This is a genomic window from Orenia metallireducens (assembly GCF_001693735.1).
In the GTDB taxonomy this organism is placed as follows: Bacteria; Bacillota; Halanaerobiia; order Halobacteroidales; family Halobacteroidaceae; genus Orenia; species Orenia metallireducens.
This window is the reverse complement of record NZ_LWDV01000010.1, coordinates 176,557-194,170: the sequence shown is the minus strand read 5'-3', so window position 1 is coordinate 194,170 and position 17,614 is coordinate 176,557. Positions and strand designations below refer to the sequence as shown.

The 17,614-nt window shown below is 34.2% G+C and carries 18 protein-coding genes and 1 pseudogene; all 19 read left to right on the top strand.

Features of this window, described 5'->3' with window-relative positions:
- Window positions 1-91 precede the first annotated feature (91 nt).
- Window positions 92-1,507, top strand: a pseudogene (gene pyk / locus U472_RS13095) (pyruvate kinase); the annotation flags it as partial.
- Between the two features lie 338 nt (window positions 1,508-1,845).
- Window positions 1,846-3,129 carry a bifunctional folylpolyglutamate synthase/dihydrofolate synthase gene (locus U472_RS13090; protein ID WP_068719199.1) on the top strand — a complete coding sequence of 428 codons (1,284 nt, stop codon included), beginning with the start codon at window positions 1,846-1,848 and terminating at the stop codon, window positions 3,127-3,129.
- A gap of 517 nt (window positions 3,130-3,646) precedes the next feature.
- Entirely contained in the window at window positions 3,647-4,165 is a 519-nt protein-coding gene (locus U472_RS13085; protein WP_068719198.1) for an SPOR domain-containing protein, read from the top strand.
- A 385-nt stretch (window positions 4,166-4,550) separates the two neighbouring features.
- The gene (locus U472_RS13080; RefSeq protein WP_068719197.1) at window positions 4,551-4,907 is read left to right on the top strand and encodes a DRTGG domain-containing protein; all 357 of its coding nucleotides are present in this window, start codon (window positions 4,551-4,553) and stop codon (window positions 4,905-4,907) included.
- Between the two features lie 31 nt (window positions 4,908-4,938).
- Window positions 4,939-5,397 (top strand): ATP-binding protein, encoded by a 459-nt coding sequence (locus U472_RS13075; protein WP_068719196.1) that lies wholly within the window; start codon window positions 4,939-4,941, stop codon window positions 5,395-5,397.
- On the top strand, window positions 5,390-6,709 hold the full coding sequence (locus U472_RS13070; protein WP_068719195.1) for a [Fe-Fe] hydrogenase large subunit C-terminal domain-containing protein: 1,320 nt from the start codon (window positions 5,390-5,392) through the stop codon (window positions 6,707-6,709). The genes U472_RS13075 and U472_RS13070 overlap by 8 nt, the downstream gene beginning before the upstream one ends.
- Window positions 6,696-7,031 carry a DRTGG domain-containing protein gene (locus tag U472_RS13065; RefSeq protein WP_245684816.1) on the top strand — a complete coding sequence of 112 codons (336 nt, stop codon included), beginning with the start codon at window positions 6,696-6,698 and terminating at the stop codon, window positions 7,029-7,031. The genes U472_RS13070 and U472_RS13065 overlap by 14 nt, the downstream gene beginning before the upstream one ends.
- Entirely contained in the window at window positions 7,031-7,771 is a 741-nt protein-coding gene (locus U472_RS13060) for a PHP domain-containing protein (RefSeq protein ID WP_245684815.1), read from the top strand. The genes U472_RS13065 and U472_RS13060 overlap by 1 nt, the downstream gene beginning before the upstream one ends.
- 394 nt (window positions 7,772-8,165) lie before the next feature.
- Window positions 8,166-9,476, top strand: a complete 1,311-nt coding sequence (gene rsxC, locus U472_RS13055; protein ID WP_068719194.1) for an electron transport complex subunit RsxC — start codon at window positions 8,166-8,168, stop codon at window positions 9,474-9,476.
- 14 nt (window positions 9,477-9,490) lie between these two features.
- Window positions 9,491-10,414, top strand: a complete 924-nt coding sequence (locus U472_RS13050; RefSeq protein ID WP_068719193.1) for an RnfABCDGE type electron transport complex subunit D — start codon at window positions 9,491-9,493, stop codon at window positions 10,412-10,414.
- The gene (locus U472_RS13045; RefSeq protein WP_068719192.1) at window positions 10,407-10,952 is read left to right on the top strand and encodes an RnfABCDGE type electron transport complex subunit G; all 546 of its coding nucleotides are present in this window, start codon (window positions 10,407-10,409) and stop codon (window positions 10,950-10,952) included. Before U472_RS13050 ends, U472_RS13045 begins: the two co-directional genes overlap by 8 nt.
- A gap of 1 nt (window position 10,953) precedes the next feature.
- The gene (rsxE, locus tag U472_RS13040) at window positions 10,954-11,616 is read left to right on the top strand and encodes an electron transport complex subunit RsxE (protein WP_141677990.1); all 663 of its coding nucleotides are present in this window, start codon (window positions 10,954-10,956) and stop codon (window positions 11,614-11,616) included.
- Between the two features lie 95 nt (window positions 11,617-11,711).
- Entirely contained in the window at window positions 11,712-12,305 is a 594-nt protein-coding gene (gene rsxA / locus U472_RS13035) for an electron transport complex subunit RsxA (RefSeq protein WP_068719190.1), read from the top strand.
- A gap of 17 nt (window positions 12,306-12,322) precedes the next feature.
- Entirely contained in the window at window positions 12,323-13,336 is a 1,014-nt protein-coding gene (locus U472_RS13030) for an RnfABCDGE type electron transport complex subunit B (protein WP_068719189.1), read from the top strand.
- Between the two features lie 552 nt (window positions 13,337-13,888).
- Window positions 13,889-14,467, top strand: a complete 579-nt coding sequence (locus tag U472_RS13025) for a hypothetical protein (protein ID WP_068719188.1) — start codon at window positions 13,889-13,891, stop codon at window positions 14,465-14,467.
- Window positions 14,468-14,661: 194 nt separating this feature from the next.
- Window positions 14,662-15,192, top strand: a complete 531-nt coding sequence (locus U472_RS13020) for a Gx transporter family protein (RefSeq protein ID WP_068719187.1) — start codon at window positions 14,662-14,664, stop codon at window positions 15,190-15,192.
- A 50-nt stretch (window positions 15,193-15,242) separates the two neighbouring features.
- Window positions 15,243-15,815 (top strand): Maf family protein, encoded by a 573-nt coding sequence (locus U472_RS13015; RefSeq protein ID WP_068719186.1) that lies wholly within the window; start codon window positions 15,243-15,245, stop codon window positions 15,813-15,815.
- A 2-nt stretch (window positions 15,816-15,817) separates the two neighbouring features.
- Window positions 15,818-16,501, top strand: a complete 684-nt coding sequence (gene radC / locus U472_RS13010; RefSeq protein ID WP_083189962.1) for a RadC family protein — start codon at window positions 15,818-15,820, stop codon at window positions 16,499-16,501.
- 27 nt (window positions 16,502-16,528) lie between these two features.
- Window positions 16,529-17,590, top strand: coding sequence for a rod shape-determining protein (locus U472_RS13005; RefSeq protein WP_068719185.1), 1,062 nt, complete (start codon window positions 16,529-16,531; stop codon window positions 17,588-17,590).
- Window positions 17,591-17,614 lie beyond the last annotated feature (24 nt).

Genomic DNA, 17,614 nt, shown 5'->3' with positions numbered 1-17,614 from the left:
AATCAATTTTGAGGAGAGATTTGATTTCGAATTATAAATATAGTTAATATTTTATTTATATAATTTAAATCAATTTGAGGAGGAGTAAGGAATGAGAAGAACTAAAATTGTATGTACTATTGGACCTGCAAGTGAATCAAAAGAGAAGTTATCTCAATTAATGGATGCAGGGATGAATGTAGCACGTCTTAATTTTTCACATGGTGATTTTGAGGAGCATGGTGCTAGAATCAAAAATATTAGAGAATTATCTAAAGAGAAAGGTATACCAGTTGCAATTCTTTTAGATACAAAAGGACCTGAAATTAGAACTGGTGCTTTAAAGACTGGTAATGAGAAAGTTACTTTAGAAAAAGGTCAAGAGTTTGTTTTGACTACAGAAGATATCTTGGGAGATGCAACTAAAACTGCAGTTACATATAAAGATTTACCTAAAGATATGAAGGCTGGAGATACAATCTTAATCGATGATGGTTTGATTGGATTAAAAGTTAAAGAAACTACTGATACAGATGTTATTTGTGAAGTAGTTAATGGAGGTAAGCTAGGTGGTAGAAAGGGAGTTAACTTACCAGGTGTATCTGTTAACTTACCTGCAATCACTGAGAAAGATATAGCTGATATTGAATTTGGTATCGAGCAAGGAGTAGACTTTATTGCAGCTTCTTTTGTTCGTAAGGCTTCTGATGTATTAGCAATTAAAGAGATTTTAGATAAGCATGATGCTAATATTAAGATTATTCCTAAAATTGAGAATCAAGAGGGTGTAGAGAATCTTGATGAAATCTTAGAAGTAGCTGATGGTTTAATGGTTGCTCGTGGTGACTTAGGTGTAGAAATTCCACCTGAAAATGTTCCTGCAGCACAAAAAGAAATGATTAGAAAATGTAATAAAGCAGGTAAACCTGTTATCACTGCTACTCAAATGTTAGATTCTATGCAAAAGAATCCTCGTCCAACTAGAGCAGAAGCTAGTGATGTAGCTAATGCTATCTATGATGGTACAGATGCTACGATGCTTTCTGGTGAAACTGCTGCTGGAGATTATCCAGTTGAAGCTGTAGCTACTATGGCTAGAATTGCTGTAGAGACAGAAAAACAATTAGAATACTCTAGATTAATGGATAGAGAAGCTTTAGAATCAAGAAATACTATTACTGATTCTATCAGTCATGCTACTTGTAAGAGTGCTTATGAGTTGAATGCATCTGCTATTATTACTACTACTCAATCTGGATATACTGCTAGAATGGTATCTAAATATAGACCAGAGACTCCAGTTGTTGCAGTTACTCCTGATCAAAAAGTATTTAATCAACTAATCTTATCTTGGGGAGTTAAGCCTATCTTAGCTAATATTACTGACTCAACTGATGAGATGATTAAAGATTCTATGAATGCAGCTGTAGAAGCTGGATATGTTCAGAAAGATGATGTAGTTGTAATTACAGCAGGTACTCCTGTATCTGAACCAGGTACAACAAACTTATTAAAAATAGAAGTTGTTAAATAATAAAGTCTGAATAAAAAAGGTGTAAGGTCTTAATTAAGACCTTACACCTTTTTTATTGCCATCAACATATATTTTTTCTTTATTTAACATTGAACATAAGAGTGTTTTTAAATTTTTAGATAAGTGGCAAAGTACAAATTAGAAAAATAGAAGTAAGGATCATATAAAAATAAATTTATTTCTCTTTTATTTTGGCTTAATTTTAGTTAAAATTATGTAGTGGAGTATTATCAAATTCAAAATTAGCAGTTAATAATCTATTATTAAAGATTAACTTGCTAGTGGTTACTTTTGAATGAGAATTGCTTTAAACATTATGATGAGGTGATAAGATGAAGGGAATAAAATATTTAGAAAGTTTAAATAATAGGGGGATTAGATTAGGATTAGATAGGATAAAGCTATTGCTTGATTATTTAGGTAACCCTCAAGATAAATTAAATATTATTCATGTTGCAGGAACTAATGGTAAAGGTTCAACATCAGCGATTTTGACAGCTATCTATAAGGAAGCTGGTTATAAAGTTGGTACTTATACTTCTCCTCATATTACTGAGTTTAATGAGAGGATTAGAATAAACAATATTAATATCAGTAATCAAGATTTAGAAGAATTAATAGAAGAGATGAAACCCGTGATTAATAGGGTAGCAAGGGAGTTAGAGCTTCCTACATACTTTGAAGTAATAACTGCTTTGGCTTTCTTATATTATTATAGACAAGAGGTTGATTTGTTAGTATTAGAGGTTGGCTTAGGTGGTAGGTATGATGCTACTAATGCTATGAAGAGTAGTCTGGTATCCATAATTACAAATGTGAGTCTTGATCATACAGACCGCTTAGGTAATGATTTAGAGAAGATAGCTTGGGAGAAGGCTGGTGTGATTAAAGAAGGACAAGTTGTAATTACAGCTACTGAAGATGATATAGTAGAAAAGCAGATTGCTAAAGTGGCTAATGAGCAGAATGCAGAATTAATCAACATTAATAATAAGTTTAAATGGATTGAGCATAGAAGTGATTTATCCTGCCAGGTATTTGATCTTAAGAGCAGTAAAAGAGTTTATACTAAATTGCAACTACCTTTATTAGGTAGACATCAAGTCTTAAATACAGCTACTGCTATTGGAGCAATAGAGGCTATAGAAGATAGATATCCTCTTACTATAGAGGAGATCAAATCAGGAATTTCTAAGGTGAGATGGCCTGGTAGAGTAGAGGTTCTTTTTTCTAATCCGACGATTATTCTTGATGGTGCTCATAATATAGCTGGTGCAAAGACCTTGTTAAATGTACTTGATAAATTAGATTATCAAAACTTATTTCTAGTATTGAGTATTTTAGGTGATAAGGATGTTGAAGGAATTGTTTCTAGTATTGTACCTAAAGCTACTAAGGTGATTTTAACTCAAAATAGTAGTAATAGGGTAATTGATATTGAAAGTTTAAAAGATAAGGTAGAGAGGTATAATTCAAATATTGAGACTCAATTGAAGTTGGAGAAGGCAGTTGAAAGTGCAGTGGCTGAAGCTAAGCAAGATGATTTAATCTTAATTAGTGGTTCATTATACACAGTAGCAGAAGCTAGAAGTTTCTTACTTAAGGAGAAAGAGTAGGGTTGATTTATCAACTCTACTTTTTGTTTTTTTATGGTTGGTACTAGTGAAGTAACTTATAATTGTAAATTGACCATAACGAGTGAGTAGTGATAAGAGAATATTTCTAATATTCTCTAGCTATTTGTCATTTGTCGTCAATTTAAACACTAAAATTTATCGGCAAGCTAAGTATAAAATCTTTAATATAGTAAATATTACTAGAATGAAGGGGTTGAAAAATAAATATAACTTAAATAGAATCAAATAAAAGATTCTTAGCTAAGAAGTTTATCATAGATATTCAATATGTTGGAAGTCTAGTTTAGCTTTATTAATTTTGGGAGATGGTTTTGTTATTTAATATAGAAGATTATTAATAAATGATGATCTCTTTGCATAGTATTCTAGTAAGTTGTTGATTGAATTACTTATATAATTATTTAAAGGATTAGGTTAGTAAATATTAAATAAGATTATAGGGGATTTATTCTTTATTAAATTTAAAAAGAAGAGTAAGAAGAGAAGGGGAGGAATTATGAAGAGGAATAATAAGAATTTAAAATCAGGTATGTCCTTAGCAGTGATGTTAGGCTCTATGGCAATTATAGCTAGTGTTTTTGGATATTTTGTTTGTAGTTGGTTCTTAGATTATGTGACAGCTCCTGAAGAGGGGATTAAGTCAGTAGCTAATGACCAGATTGTAACTGAAGAGAAGATAGATGCTGATAATCAAGCCAATAACCGGAATCAAATAGTTTTAGCTGAGAAGGTAGAAGAAGATGATGCAGATAAAGAGGAAGAAGAAGAAGCAGAAGATACAATTGTAAATCAAAATATGAACCAAGATTTATATGTAGTACAGGTAGGGGCTTTTGCCAAACAGATAAATGCCCAAGGATTAGTAAAAGAATTGCAAAGTAAGGGCTTTACTGCCTATATTACTAGTAAAGATCCTTATAGGGTACAAGTGGGTGCTTTTAGGACCAAAGAGGCAGCAGAAGAATTAGGTTTAGAACTTAAAAATTATGGTTTTCCAATTTATATTAAACATTAAAGTTTAGACCCACGATGATTGTGGGTCTAATTCTTTTTTGTGAAGGATTCTAAGACTATAATCTAATTAATGTAAATTATACTAGTAATTATAGTGGAAAATAGTAATATCGATTAATGGGTATATCCTATTATTCCAATTTCTTGATTTTTACAGAAAAGATTTAATTTAAATATAATTGGTGATATAATTATATTGATGAAGGTTTAATTGTCCTTTCTCTTCTAGTTTATTTATATAACTAATATAATGCAGAGAATGGGCTTTTTTAGTTTATCATCTTATTATTAGGTTGCCTATAAATATTTTATTTTGGGCTTGATAAGATCTATAATAAATTTCTTACTAAATTCAGTTTGACCCTATAAGGAGGATAAGAGTCGTAATGAAACTAAAAGAGGTTAAAGAGATATTATCTGCTCAAGTTATAGTCGAAGGATCTGAGGATTTAGAATTACTAAGTGGATGTGGAGCTGATTTGATGAGTGATGTATTAGCTTTTTCTAAAGAGAATACTGTATTATTGACAGGTTTAACCAATCCCCAGGTAATTAGGACTGCCGAAATGATCGACTTATCATTGGTTGTTTTTGTAAGGGGCAAGCAACCACCAGAAGAGACGGTAAAACTAGCCAAAGATAGGGGTATTCCTTTGATGAGTACTGATAAGCCATTATACCAAGCCTGTGGTTTATTATACTCTGCTGGACTGAGAGCGGAGAAGTTAGCGAAATTAGAATAGAAATCAGACAAGCTATCGTGGGGGGATTAATTTGCAAAAAGATGAGATTAGGCAGGTTATTTTAAATTGTGAAGTGGAAGCTGGTGATTTCTCTGTTGGAGGGGAGGCTTCTAGTAAGTTAAAGAGCCTTCTCCATAAGTTAGGCATTCCTGCCCAAACAATCAGAAGAATAGCTATTGCTACCTATGAATTAGAGATTAATATCATTATTCATACCTATGGAGGGAGATTAAAGGCTGATGTTACTCCTTCTGAGATTAGAGTCATTGCTTCTGATAAAGGTCCTGGGATTGCTGATCTAGAGAAGGCATTTCAACCAGGATATTCAACAGCAAGCCAAAAAGCAAGAGAGATGGGCTTTGGAGCAGGAATGGGTCTTTGCAATATTAAGCGCTATTCTGATGAATTACATGTAGAAACGGAGGTAGGCAAGGGTACTGAGATAGAGGCAAGGATTTATCTTAGAGAGAGTGGTGATTCCAGTGAGTAATATTCATTCTGTGCTATTAAAGCCAGATAAATGTAAGGGCTGTACCAATTGTGTTAAGAACTGTCCTACAAATGCTATTAGGGTTCATCAAGGTCAAGCAAAGATAAAGGAAGAGTACTGTATAGATTGTGGAGAGTGTATTAGAAGTTGTGAATATCATGCTAAGTATGCAGCCACTGATGATTTAGCAGATTTAGAGAGGTATAAATATCCTATTGCTTTAGTTCCGCCTAGTTTTTATGGACAATTTACCCAGAATATAAATCCAGCTAAGGTAATGTTGGCTCTTAAAGATATAGGTTTTTTTCAAATTTGGGATGTAGCATTAGGGGCTGAAGTCCTAACTCAAGTTACCAAGGAGTATATAACTGATACTGATAGACCTTTGATCTCTTCATCATGCCCAGCTGTAGTTAGATTAATACAACTTCTTTATCCAGAATTATTGGGTTATTTGGCTCCTTTTAAATCTCCTGTAGAGATTATAGCCCAAAGAGCACGGGAGTTTATTAAATTAGAGTTGGGGGCTGATGATGAGGAGATAGGTATCTTCTTTATCACTCCCTGTCCAGCTAAGATGACCACTGTAAATAATCCCTTGGGTATGGAAAAGAGCTATCTAGACAGAGCTATAGCAGCAGACACAATCTATCATGAGCTGATAAGAAGGGTTGATAATTTAGATGAATCCTGCGGTATAGATGGTTATGATATACCTTACTTTGGAATTAGTTGGGCAAGTGGAGGAGGAGAAGCAAATCTTTTAGAAGATATAAATACCGTTTCAGTAGCAGGAATTCATAATGTGATGAGTGTTTTAGAGGAATTGGATAGGGGCGATCTTGCTCATGTTCGATATTTTGAGATGGTAGCTTGCCAGCCTGGATGTGTTGGTGGGGTATTGAATGTGAAGAATCCTTTTCTAGCAGAATTTAATATTCATAATCTAACTAAAAAGGGTATCAATCTTATTAAGCAGGACTTGAACAAATATGATTTTGATTTACAAAATCCTTTTAAAGAGAAGTCTATCGCTTCTTTGGATGATGATTTAATTGTAGCTATGGCTAAACTAACTAGGTTAGAGAAGGAGATAGAAATCTTACCAGGTCTAGATTGTGCTGCTTGTGGTGCTCCAGATTGCCGTACCTTAGCAGAGGATATTATTAACGGGTTAGCAAGTAGGACCGATTGTATCTTTATTTTACGCCAACAGGTAGCTGATTTGGCTGATGAGATGGCAACCTTAGCCCATGCTCTACCGCCAGTGATGAAGAGAAATAAAGAGGAGGACGATGATGATGAAGATTAAAGAGTTGGTTGATAGATTAAATTTAGAAGTTGTAGTAGAAGGGAATTTAGAGGTTGAAGTAACAGGGGGTTATGCTTCTGATTTGTTGAGTAATGTAATGGCTAGAAGTAGTGCAGGTGATTTGTGGTTAACTATTCAAGGACATCAAAATATAGTAGCTATTGCCCAATTAATAGAGCTCTCTGGAATTTTGGTGACAGAGAACTTCTCTATTGATGATGATACTGTAAAGAAGGCTAAGGAGTTAGGGATAAATATTTTACGGAGCAAATTAGATACTTATGAATTGGCAGGTAGATTATATCAATTAGGGATTGAATAATGATGAGGTCTTTTATAGCTGATCTGCATGTTCATAGTGTCTTATCACCCTGTGGAGATTTATTGATGACTCCACAAAATATAATTAATCGCTCTTTAGAACTAGGTTTAGATATGATTGCAATTACTGACCATAATTCAGCTGAAAATATTGGAGTAGCTTTAGAATTGGCTAAGGATACTCCTTTAACTATTATCCCTGGGATGGAAGTAGAGACTGTTGAAGAGATACATTTAATATGTTTATTTGATACTTTGGATCAGGTTCTACTTTGGCAAGAGAAGGTATATAATTCTTTACCTGATTTTAAGAATAACGAAGAGATATTTGGTCCACAATTATTAACTGACCAGAGTGATGAATACATGGATAGAGTAGATAAGTTGCTGTTAACAGCAACTTCTTTAAGTATTAATGATGTAATAAAAGAAGTAAGAAGCATAGGTGGTATAGCAATTCCCTCTCATGTAGATAAACCCAATTATAGTATTATATCAAATTTAGGATTTATACCACCTGATTTAGATGCTGCTATCTTTGAAATCTCTTCAAAGGCTAAGATTTCAAAAGTAATTGATAAATTTAATACAATTGATAATTATTCATTTATTAGTAACTCTGATGCTCATTATCTTCAGGATATAAAAAGGAGTATGAAGTTATATATGAAAGCTCCAAAAGTAAAGGAGGTAGAATTGGCTTTAAAGGGAGTAAACGGGAGGAATGCCGAAATAATGTGAGAAACATCACAAAAAATTGTGAAAATTATAATTATAAGCCAAATACTTGACTTGTGTATTCTAAAATTGTAATATAAGAGTATGATAAAATTTTTCTTTACAAAAATTTAATATAAAATTAATTAATTTTAAGTGAAAGAAGATTTGATGTTAAAATTCGTAAATAAAACAGGAAGATTTGGCAAGAAGGCTAAGTTTAATAAAATTGTATTTAAAAAGATTTCATAACTGCCATTAGATTGTATCTTTGCTAATAAGTAAAGAGATAGTTGACTTTGGTGATGTATTATGAAATTAATCAATTTATATACATATATTAAGCTTAGCTTGGTTTTTCTTAATAGTATTAAATCTTCTACTAATCTAATAGTACTATGAAAAAGGGGTGAAAAGGTTGAAGGTTAGAACTTTTGAACAGGGGATTCATCCAAAGTATAATAAAGAGTTGACAGAAGGCAAAGCCTTTAAATTTGCTAGTCAACCTGAAGAAGTTATTATTCCTCTTCAACAGCACATTGGGGCACCTGCTAAGCCTCTTGTGAAGAAAGGGGATATAGTTAACTTAGGTCAGAAGATTGGTCAAGCAACAGGTTTTGTCTCTGCTGATATACATGCAAGTGTATCAGGAAAGGTTTTAGCTGTTGAGAAGGTTAATGGTTCTTTAGCAGTTAGAATCAAAAATGACTTTGAGGATAGGAAAGATGAAACAATTAAAGCTAAAGGTGATTTAAAGGATTTATCTGCTGAAGAATTAAAAGATATTGTTAAAGAGGCTGGTATTGTTGGGTTAGGGGGAGCTACCTTCCCTACTCATGTCAAGGTATCTATTCCAGAGGGTAAGAAGGTTGATAAGGTTATTTTAAATGGGGCTGAATGTGAGCCTTATTTGACTGTTGACCACCGTACTATGGTAGAGCAAGCAGATAAGGTGATTTATGGGCTGAAGGCTTTGATGAAGATGGTTGATGCTAAGAAAGGTTATATTGGTATTGAGGTAAATAAACCAGATGCAATTGAAAGCATGCAGCAGGCTATTAAAGCTGAAGATATGATTAGTGTTGTTCCATTAGAGGTTAAGTATCCTCAAGGTGGAGAAAAACAGTTAATCAAGGCTATACTAGATAAAGAGGTACCATCAGGAGGGTTACCCCTGGATGTGGGAGTAGTTGTAAATAATATAGGTACAGCAGTAGCAATTACTGATGCTATTCAGACAGGTATGCCTTTGATTGAAAGGACAGTTACAGTTACAGGAGCAGTTAATGAGCCCCAGAACTTAATCTTTAGAATTGGTACGCCATTGAGTCAATTGATTGAAGAGTCTGGTGGATTTGTAGGAACTCCAGGCAAGGTGATTTTTGGAGGTCCGATGATGGGGCAGGCTCAAAGTGATTTAGACAGACCTGCTACCAAAGGTACTTCAGGAATTCTAGTCTTAAGTAAAGATGAGGTTGGAGCTTATCCTCAAGCAGGACCCTGTATTAGGTGTGCCCGTTGTGTAGATGCATGTCCAGCTAAGTTAGTGCCAACAGCTCTAGTTAATTTGACTAAAGCTGATATGAATTTAAAGTTACAGGATTATCATGTCTTTGATTGTATTGAATGTGGTTCCTGTACCTATGTATGTCCGGCTAACATTGAGGTTTTGCAATGGGTTAAATTAGGAAAAGAGAATCTACAAGCTGAATTAAGAAAAAGCGAATGATTGGAGGCTTAGTGATGAGTGATAGAACACGATTAACGGTTTCGCCAGGACCCCATGTTAGAAGTAAAGAGAGTACTTCTAGCATCATGTTTAATGTGGTATTGGCTTTATTACCGACTACTTTAACAGCAATATACTATTTTGGTAGCTCTGCTTTAATGTTAATTATAGCTTGTTCAATTACGGCAGTTGCCACAGAAGCTTTATTTCAAAAGTTAAGGGGAGTACCAGTAACTATCAGTGATTTTAGTGCTTTAGTAACAGGTCTATTATTGGCTTTGACATTACCTCCAGAGTTACCAATCTGGATGGCTATAGTAGGAAGTATCATAGCAGTTGTACTTGGAAAACAGGTCTTTGGAGGATTAGGCTATAACTTCTTTAATCCTGCTTTAGTAGGGAGAGCCTTCTTATTGGCAAGTTTTCCAGTAGCAATGACTACTTGGAAGATGATTGATGTAACATCTAGTGCAACACCTTTGGGTACAGAGAATCCTGCTGGTATTGCAATTAAGGATTTATTCTTAGGTAGAGTTGGAGGTTCTTTAGGTGAGACCTCTGCTGCAGCTATTATTTTAGGAGGGTTATACCTTCTTTATAAAGGTTACATTGATTGGAGAGTTCCAGTAGGCTATTTAGGAACAGTAGGTTTATTAACTACCTTTGTTGGTAAAGGTGGACCTATATTTCATATCTTAGCAGGAGGACTTATGTTAGGAGCATTCTTTATGGCTACTGATATGGTAACTACTCCTGTGACTAAGAAGGGAAGATGGATCTTTGGTATTGGCTGTGGGGTCTTATTGGTAATTATCAGAGTTTATGGTGGTCTTCCTGAAGGGGTATTATACTCTATATTATTAATGAATATGTTTGTACCAATTATTGATAAGTATACTTTACCAAGGGCTTTTGGCGAGGTGAAGATAAATGGTTAAAGAGAAGATAGATATGAAGCTAATAGTTGTATTGACTTCGATTATGATTATTTCGGCTTTAGTATTGAGCTTGGTCTATCAAGCAACGACTCCTTTGATTAATGAACATGCTGCTCAAGCGAAGAAAGAGGCTATCTTAGATGTTCTACCAGGAGCGGTTAAGTATGAAGAGTTAGAAAAGGGTGGATTAGAGTTATATCAAGGCTTAGATGAATCAGGAAGCCCTGTAGGGGTAGCTTTTCAACATGAAGGTAATGGATTTCAGGGTACTATTATCTTGATGATTGGGATGGATGTTGAAAGCAAGAAATTATTGAAAGTGAAGGTTTTAGACCAGTTAGATACACCAGGTTTAGGAGCTAGAATCTCTGAGAAAGAGTTTAAGGGTCAATTCCAAGGTAAATCTTTCTCCGATAATTTTGTAGCTAAAGAGGATGTAGATGCTATTGCAGGAGCTACAATCTCTTCTCAAGCAGTAAGTAATATCTTAAAGGATGCTATTGCTACAGTAGAACAGGCTTATGGTGGAGGTGAGTAATGTGCTAACTTTATGGAAAGATTTTATAAAAGGATTATGGAAAGAGAATCCGGTTTTTGTAATGTTGTTGGGGATGTGTCCGACTTTAGCGGTAACAAATACAGCAACTAATGGATTGGCGATGGGTTTAGCAACGAGTTTTGTATTGTTGGGTTCTGGGATTGTAAACTCATTGGTTAAAAAATTGATTCCTGATGAAGTTAGAATTCCTAGTTTTATTGTTATTATTGCTACCTTTGTAACGATAGTTGACTATTCGGCTAAGGCTTATGTACCTGCAATTGCTGAATCACTGAAGTTATTTATTCCATTAATTGTAGTAAACTGTTTGATCTTAGGTCGTTCTGAGTCCTTTGCTTCTAAGCAACCTGTTCACCGTACAATTGCTGATGCATTGGGAATGGGAGTTGGCTTTACTTGGGCTTTGACCTTCTTAGGAATTATTCGTGAGGTGATCGGTTTTGGAACTGTATTTAGAGGAACAGGTCTTGCAATGCAGGTAATGGGAGAGGGGTTTCAACCATGGTTGATTATGGTCTTACCAGCAGGAGCTTTTTTGACTTTGGGTACAGTATTAGGTGTGATGAATTACTTTAAAAGTAGAGCAGTTAACGTAAAAGTAGATATGCAAGATTCTACTGGAGAGAGCTGCCATACAGTATAGTTCAGTAACAGGTAACGAGAAAAAAGATTTCTATTAGTAGAAGATGGTGAATTCGTTAATAGCTAGTGGTTAAAATGTAAAAAGGAGGTTAAGGGATGGGCGACTTAGGAGAATTATTTAGTAGTTTAGTAATGATTTTTATGACAGCGGCAATAACTAATAACTTTATCCTATCTCAATTTTTAGGTATTTGTCCTTTCTTAGGAGTTTCTAAAGAGGTTCCAACGGCTTTTAGTATGGGGCTAGCAACAACCTTTGTAATGACTACTTCAGCTGTTTGTGTTTGGGCTGTTAATAGTTTTATTTTAGTTCCTTTAGGGTTAGGGTATTTAAAATATGTGGCTTTTATTCTAGTAATTGCTTCATTTGTACAGTTGACTGAGATGGTGATTAAGAAGGTAAGTCCACCATTATACAAAGCATTAGGTATCTTCTTACCTTTAATTACTACTAACTGTGCTATCCTAGGGTTGGCATTGATGATTCCAATGAATAATTATAATTTTATTGAGAGTACTATTTTTGGACTAGGAGCAGGTGCTGGATTTACGTTAGCGATTGTATTAATGGCTGGAATGAGAGAAAGATTAGAATTTGCTGATGTACCTGAAGCCTTAAAAGGAGCACCGATTACTTTATTGATTGCTGGACTGATGGCTATGGCATTTATGGGCTTTTCAGGATTGTAGAATTGGAGGTGGAATAGATGGAATTTGAGATATTTAGAAATGCAATTCCGAGTATGGGATTATTAGGAGCATTATTTGCTGGTGGATTGGCTTATTCATCAGTTAAATTTAAAGTAGAAGAAGACCCACGTAAGGGTGAGATAGAGAAGGCTCTACCAGGGGCTAACTGTGGTGCCTGTGGTTATCCAGGCTGTGCTAGCTTTGCTGAGGCTGTAGTAAAAGGAGAGACCGTCTGTGATGGATGCCCTGTTGGTGGTCCAGATGTAGCTGAACAGGTAGCAACTATTATGGGTGTTGATGCTGGTTCAGCTTCTAATGAGAGACAGATTGCTCAACTTCTCTGTCAAGGTGGTAAGGCTGAAACCTTTAATCAGGCTGAATATCAAGGGATACCTAAGTGTAGGGCAGCTAATAGAGTAGCTAATTCTAAATCCTGTGAGTATGGCTGTTTAGGTTTTGGAGATTGTGTTAGTGTCTGTGCTTTTGGTGCAATGTATATGGATCACAATGGTCTTCCTATAATTGATACCGATAAGTGTACTGGATGTGGAAAGTGTGTTAGTGAATGTCCAAGAAGTATTATCGCTTTAATGAGTAATACAGAGCATATAGTAGTTAGATGTAAAAGTGTTTTAAAAGGAAAAGAGGTTAAGCAGGCTTGTGAGAGAGGATGTATCGGTTGTACCTTATGTGCTAAAAAATGTCCAGTTGATGCAATAGAGATGGTAGATAACCTACCAGTAGTCGATGGAGAGACCTGTGTTGGTTGTGGAGCCTGTGTTCAGGCTTGTCCAACAGATGCTATCTTAGAGACACCTTATGAGACTATTAAGATTGAAAAGCCAAAGGAAGAGGTTCTTGTAATTACTGAGGACTGTGTAGGTTGTACTTTATGTGCTAAGAAGTGTCCTGTCGATGCTATTACAGGGGATCCTGGTAATAAACATGAACTGGATACTAAAGCCTGTATTAACTGTGAACAGTGTGTTAAAGTCTGTCCAAAGGATGCAATTGAATATCAAGAAATTTAAATAGTAAAGAACCGGCTTAAGAGCTGGTTCTTTTTCTTTATAACTTAAAAATCTTAACACACTATTAGTTCTTCTTAATAGAATATAGTATAGTTAGTTACTGTATTAGTTGAAATTGATACTAAAAATGATAATGCGATACTTTTGTGTGAATTTACAGTTAAGGTCTTTAAAATTGAAGGAGATTAATGTTTGAACGAAGCAAAAATTTAGAGTACAGTAAAGTTTTAATCAGAGAGTTTAATAATTGATAATACTTATTATTCTGATTGCGTAGTGAGTAGGCTTGCCACCAAGAGTCTTGCTCTATAGACTCGTAGGTTTGGTTACTTTTTCGCCCTGAAGGCACTACGTCTGAAGAAGTACTCTTGGGGTGCATCAAGGACTCCCCGTGGAAATTAGTCTTGGGCTGCAACCTAAGAAAGTTTGTTTGCTTTTAAAAAATATCGTAATATACCTATTAACCAAGAGTATCTGTATAAGGAGTTAATTATCTTAATTTTATATTTTTAAATTGTAAATTTAGATGATTATAGAAAGGAAGGGAGGAAGATGTACTTAATAGCTTTATTAATTTTAGCAATGGCTGTCAGTTTAGATAGTTTTTCATATGGAATGATTTATAAAACTTATAATATCAAAGTTAAGGGGATATCCTTATTACTACTCTCTTTATCAGGCTGGGTAACATTAATTCTTTTTGGAGCAATAGGAGAGTTATTGGCTATTTTATTGCCTATTATTTTGGCAAAGACAATTGCTATTATAGCTTTATTGATATGTTCTGTGGTGATTTTAAAAGATATAGTAACTTATAAGAGAGGAACTTTGAGGGGTGTTTCAGGAGAAGGGCAGAGTTTTTATATGCTAGGTGATAAATCTAATTATGACAATTTCTCTAAACTTATATATTATCCTCTAATATCTAAAGAATTAAGAGAGATGAAGATCTTAGAAGGTCTTTCTTTAGGAGTAATTATGAATTTAGATGGGGGAGTGGTTATGTTAGTATTAGGAATTATGAAAGGAGAAATTATCCTCCCTTCTATAATCTTTACTCTACTATGTCTAAATTCTTATAAGTTGGGGAATATATTAGTAAAGAAAGATTTTATTAACAGATTAAAATGAAATAAGTCTAAATTTTAAAACTTAAACTTAATTTTATTCCTAATTTAAAAAACATAACAATTGATAGTTAATCATGTTATAATGATATATAGTATTTGATTATGTCTTTTATAGGATTTTATAATTATTTTATTTGATTAGCTGGTTTATAAAAGTCATAATCTTGTTATAATATTGAAGGAAGGTTTTAATTTATGAACTCTATTAGAGACAAGTTAATCTTATCCTTATTGGTGGCAGGAGCGATTGTGCTCCATATCTTGGAGTTTATGCTACCTACCACCTTGCTCTTTCCTGGAGCAAAGTTGGGACTAGCAAATATTATTACTTTATTAGTGTTAATCAATTATGGATTTTTAAGTGGGTTACAGATACTATTAATGAGAATAGTTATCTCATCATTATTGATAGGTACCTTTTTAACCACAAGTTTCTTTTTAAGTTTGACAGGAGGTATGTTTAGCTTCTTAATTATGAGTGCTTTCTATTATTATAGTTCTAAGTTCAGTCTAATTGGTATCAGTGTCTGGGGGGCTGCTTCTCATAATTTAGGACAAGTAATCATGGCTTATCTACTAATGTCAAATTGGAGAATAGTATTCTATTTACCTTATCTTTTAATCTTATCTTTACCAACGGGGGTATTTATAGGAATAATTGTATTGAAATTAGAAAAATATTTAAAATTTGATTTGATAAATAAGCAGGAATTTGACAAAAATTAACGAATTAAATACCGAAGGCTATTTAAGCCTGTATCATGGGGGAATTTATAATGGAGAAGATTATATTGGCTTCTGGTTCACCGCGAAGAAAATCCTTATTAGAACAGTTAGGTCTTGAATTTAAGGTTGTGGTAAGTGATGTAGATGAATCCAAAGTCAAGGAAGAAAATCCTAAAGAATTAGTAAAAAAATTATCTTATTTAAAGGCAAATGCTGTTTCCACAGATGAAGAAGAAGTTGTAATTGCAGCAGATACAATAGTTTGTTTAAATAATAGAATTTTAGAAAAGCCTAAGGATGATAAGGAGGCTTTTCAAATGTTATCTGATTTGAGTGGGAGAACCCATCAAGTCTTAACAGGTATTACAGTAATTAAGGGAGAAGAAGCTATAACCGATTATGAAAAGACTGATGTAACCTTTAGAGAATTAGGTCAAAAAGAGATTAAAGAGTATGTCTCTACAGGTGCTCCTTTAGATAAGGCAGGTGCTTATGGTATTCAAGATCAAGGTGCTATCTTTGTAAAAAAGATAGATGGTTGTTTTTATAATGTAGTTGGTTTATCTTTAGTTAAGCTTGTAGAAATGTTAAGAATTCTTAATGTAGAGGTAGTTTTAAATTGAGTATCAATAATTATCTAACAATTAAGGATATGCCTACTGAAGAGAGACCTAGAGAGAAGATGGTAAAGTATGGTCCTGAAAGTTTATCAACAGCTGAGTTATTGGCCTTAATACTAAGAACAGGTTCTCAAGAGAATACTGCTTTAGATTTGGCTAATAAATTATTAACCACTTGTGAAGGGATAAATTGTTTGGTAGAGTATAGTATAGAGGAGTTACAAGAAATTAAAGGAATTGGGTTAGCTAAAGCTACCCAATTAAAGGCTGTAGCTGAGCTTAGTAAAAAATTAAATATTGCAAGAAGAGATTTGACTAAGGTTCATTCGCCAGGTGAAGTAGCTGAAATATTAATTCCTAAGATAGGCTATGACCATCAAGAGAAGTTCATAGTTGTTGTACTTGATATTAAGAATCAGATTATAGGAATTAGTGAGATTTCTAAAGGGAGCTTAAATAGTTCTATAGTTCATCCAAGAGAGGTCTTTCGCTATGCGATTAAAAAGAGTGCTGCTTCAATAATCTTAGCCCACAATCACCCTAGTGGAGATTTAACACCTAGTTTAGAGGACATAGATGTCACTAAGCGCCTTTTTAAAGTAGGGAAGTTGGTAGGGATTGAAGTTTTAGACCATTTAATTATTGGTAAAGATAAATATAATAGTTTAAAGGCTCAAAATTTATTTTAAACAGTTATTGTGAAAGGGGATATAGTTATGGTAATGAATATTTTTACTGCTCCATTTTCTAGAGATATGGGGATAGATTTAGGAACTGCTAATACGTTGGTTTATATTAGAGGAAAAGGAGTATTGATTCGAGAGCCATCTGTAGTTGCAATTCAAAAAAATACTTCTAAAGAAGAGGTATTGGCTGTTGGTGACGAGGCTAAGAAGATGATTGGACGTACTCCTGGTAATATCGTAGCAATTAGACCGATGAAAGATGGTGTTATTGCTGATTTTGAAGTTACTGAAAAGATGTTAAGGTATTTTATTACTAAGGCTCATAAACGTAAGCGTCTAGTTAGACCAAGGATTATCGTTTGTGTACCTTCTGGTGTTACTGAGGTAGAAAAGCGTGCAGTTATTGATGCTTCTTTACATGCTGGTGCTAGAGAAGCTTATTTGATTGAAGAGCCTATGGCTGCAGCAATTGGTGCAGGTCTTCCTGTTCATGAAGCTACAGGTAATATGGTTGTAGATATTGGAGGAGGAACTACAGAAGTAGCTGTAATCTCTCTAGGTGGAATTGTAACTAAAGATTCTATCAGAGTTGGTGGAGATGAGCTTGATGATGCAATTGTCCATTATATCAAAAATACATACAACTTGATGATTGGAGAGAGAACTGCTGAACAGATTAAGATTTCTATAGGTTCTGCTTATATAGGGTCTAATTCAGAGCTAAATTTAGATGATACAATGGATATTAGAGGTAGAGATTTAGTTAATGGTCTACCTAAGACTGTAACAATAACTGCTGAAGAGATTCAACAGGCTTTAAGGGAGCCAGTTAATGATATTATTAGAGCGGTCAAGAGTACTTTAGAGAATACTCCGCCAGAATTATCAGCTGATATTATGGATAGAGGTATTGTTATGGCTGGGGGAGGTTCATTATTAAATGGTTTAGACCAGCTTATCTCTCAAGAGACTGGAATGCCTGTCTATTTGGCCGATGATCCTTTAGATTGTGTTGTTTATGGTACTGGTAAAGTATTGGAAGAGATAAATAACCTTAAGAATGTACTAATCACTCCAAAAAGATTATCCTAGATTATTATAGTAAACTAATTAATG

Excerpts from the sequence above, each read along its gene's own strand:
- U472_RS13030 (WP_068719189.1), top strand. The coding sequence starts at position 12,323 with ATGGAATTTGAGATATTTAGAAATGCAATTCCGAGTATGGGATTATTA.
- U472_RS13015 (WP_068719186.1), top strand. The coding sequence starts at position 15,243 with ATGGAGAAGATTATATTGGCTTCTGGTTCACCGCGAAGAAAATCCTTA.
- U472_RS13085 (WP_068719198.1), top strand. The coding sequence starts at position 3,647 with ATGAAGAGGAATAATAAGAATTTAAAATCAGGTATGTCCTTAGCAGTG.
- U472_RS13060 (WP_245684815.1), top strand. The coding sequence starts at position 7,031 with ATGATGAGGTCTTTTATAGCTGATCTGCATGTTCATAGTGTCTTATCA.
- U472_RS13025 (WP_068719188.1), top strand. The coding sequence starts at position 13,889 with ATGTACTTAATAGCTTTATTAATTTTAGCAATGGCTGTCAGTTTAGAT.
- U472_RS13090 (WP_068719199.1), top strand. The coding sequence starts at position 1,846 with ATGAAGGGAATAAAATATTTAGAAAGTTTAAATAATAGGGGGATTAGA.
- U472_RS13080 (WP_068719197.1), top strand. The coding sequence starts at position 4,551 with ATGAAACTAAAAGAGGTTAAAGAGATATTATCTGCTCAAGTTATAGTC.
- rsxA (WP_068719190.1), top strand. The coding sequence starts at position 11,712 with ATGGGCGACTTAGGAGAATTATTTAGTAGTTTAGTAATGATTTTTATG.
- U472_RS13050 (WP_068719193.1), top strand. The coding sequence starts at position 9,491 with ATGAGTGATAGAACACGATTAACGGTTTCGCCAGGACCCCATGTTAGA.
- U472_RS13045 (WP_068719192.1), top strand. The coding sequence starts at position 10,407 with ATGGTTAAAGAGAAGATAGATATGAAGCTAATAGTTGTATTGACTTCG.
- U472_RS13005 (WP_068719185.1), top strand. The coding sequence starts at position 16,529 with ATGGTAATGAATATTTTTACTGCTCCATTTTCTAGAGATATGGGGATA.
- U472_RS13020 (WP_068719187.1), top strand. The coding sequence starts at position 14,662 with ATGAACTCTATTAGAGACAAGTTAATCTTATCCTTATTGGTGGCAGGA.
- U472_RS13065 (WP_245684816.1), top strand. The coding sequence starts at position 6,696 with ATGATGAAGATTAAAGAGTTGGTTGATAGATTAAATTTAGAAGTTGTA.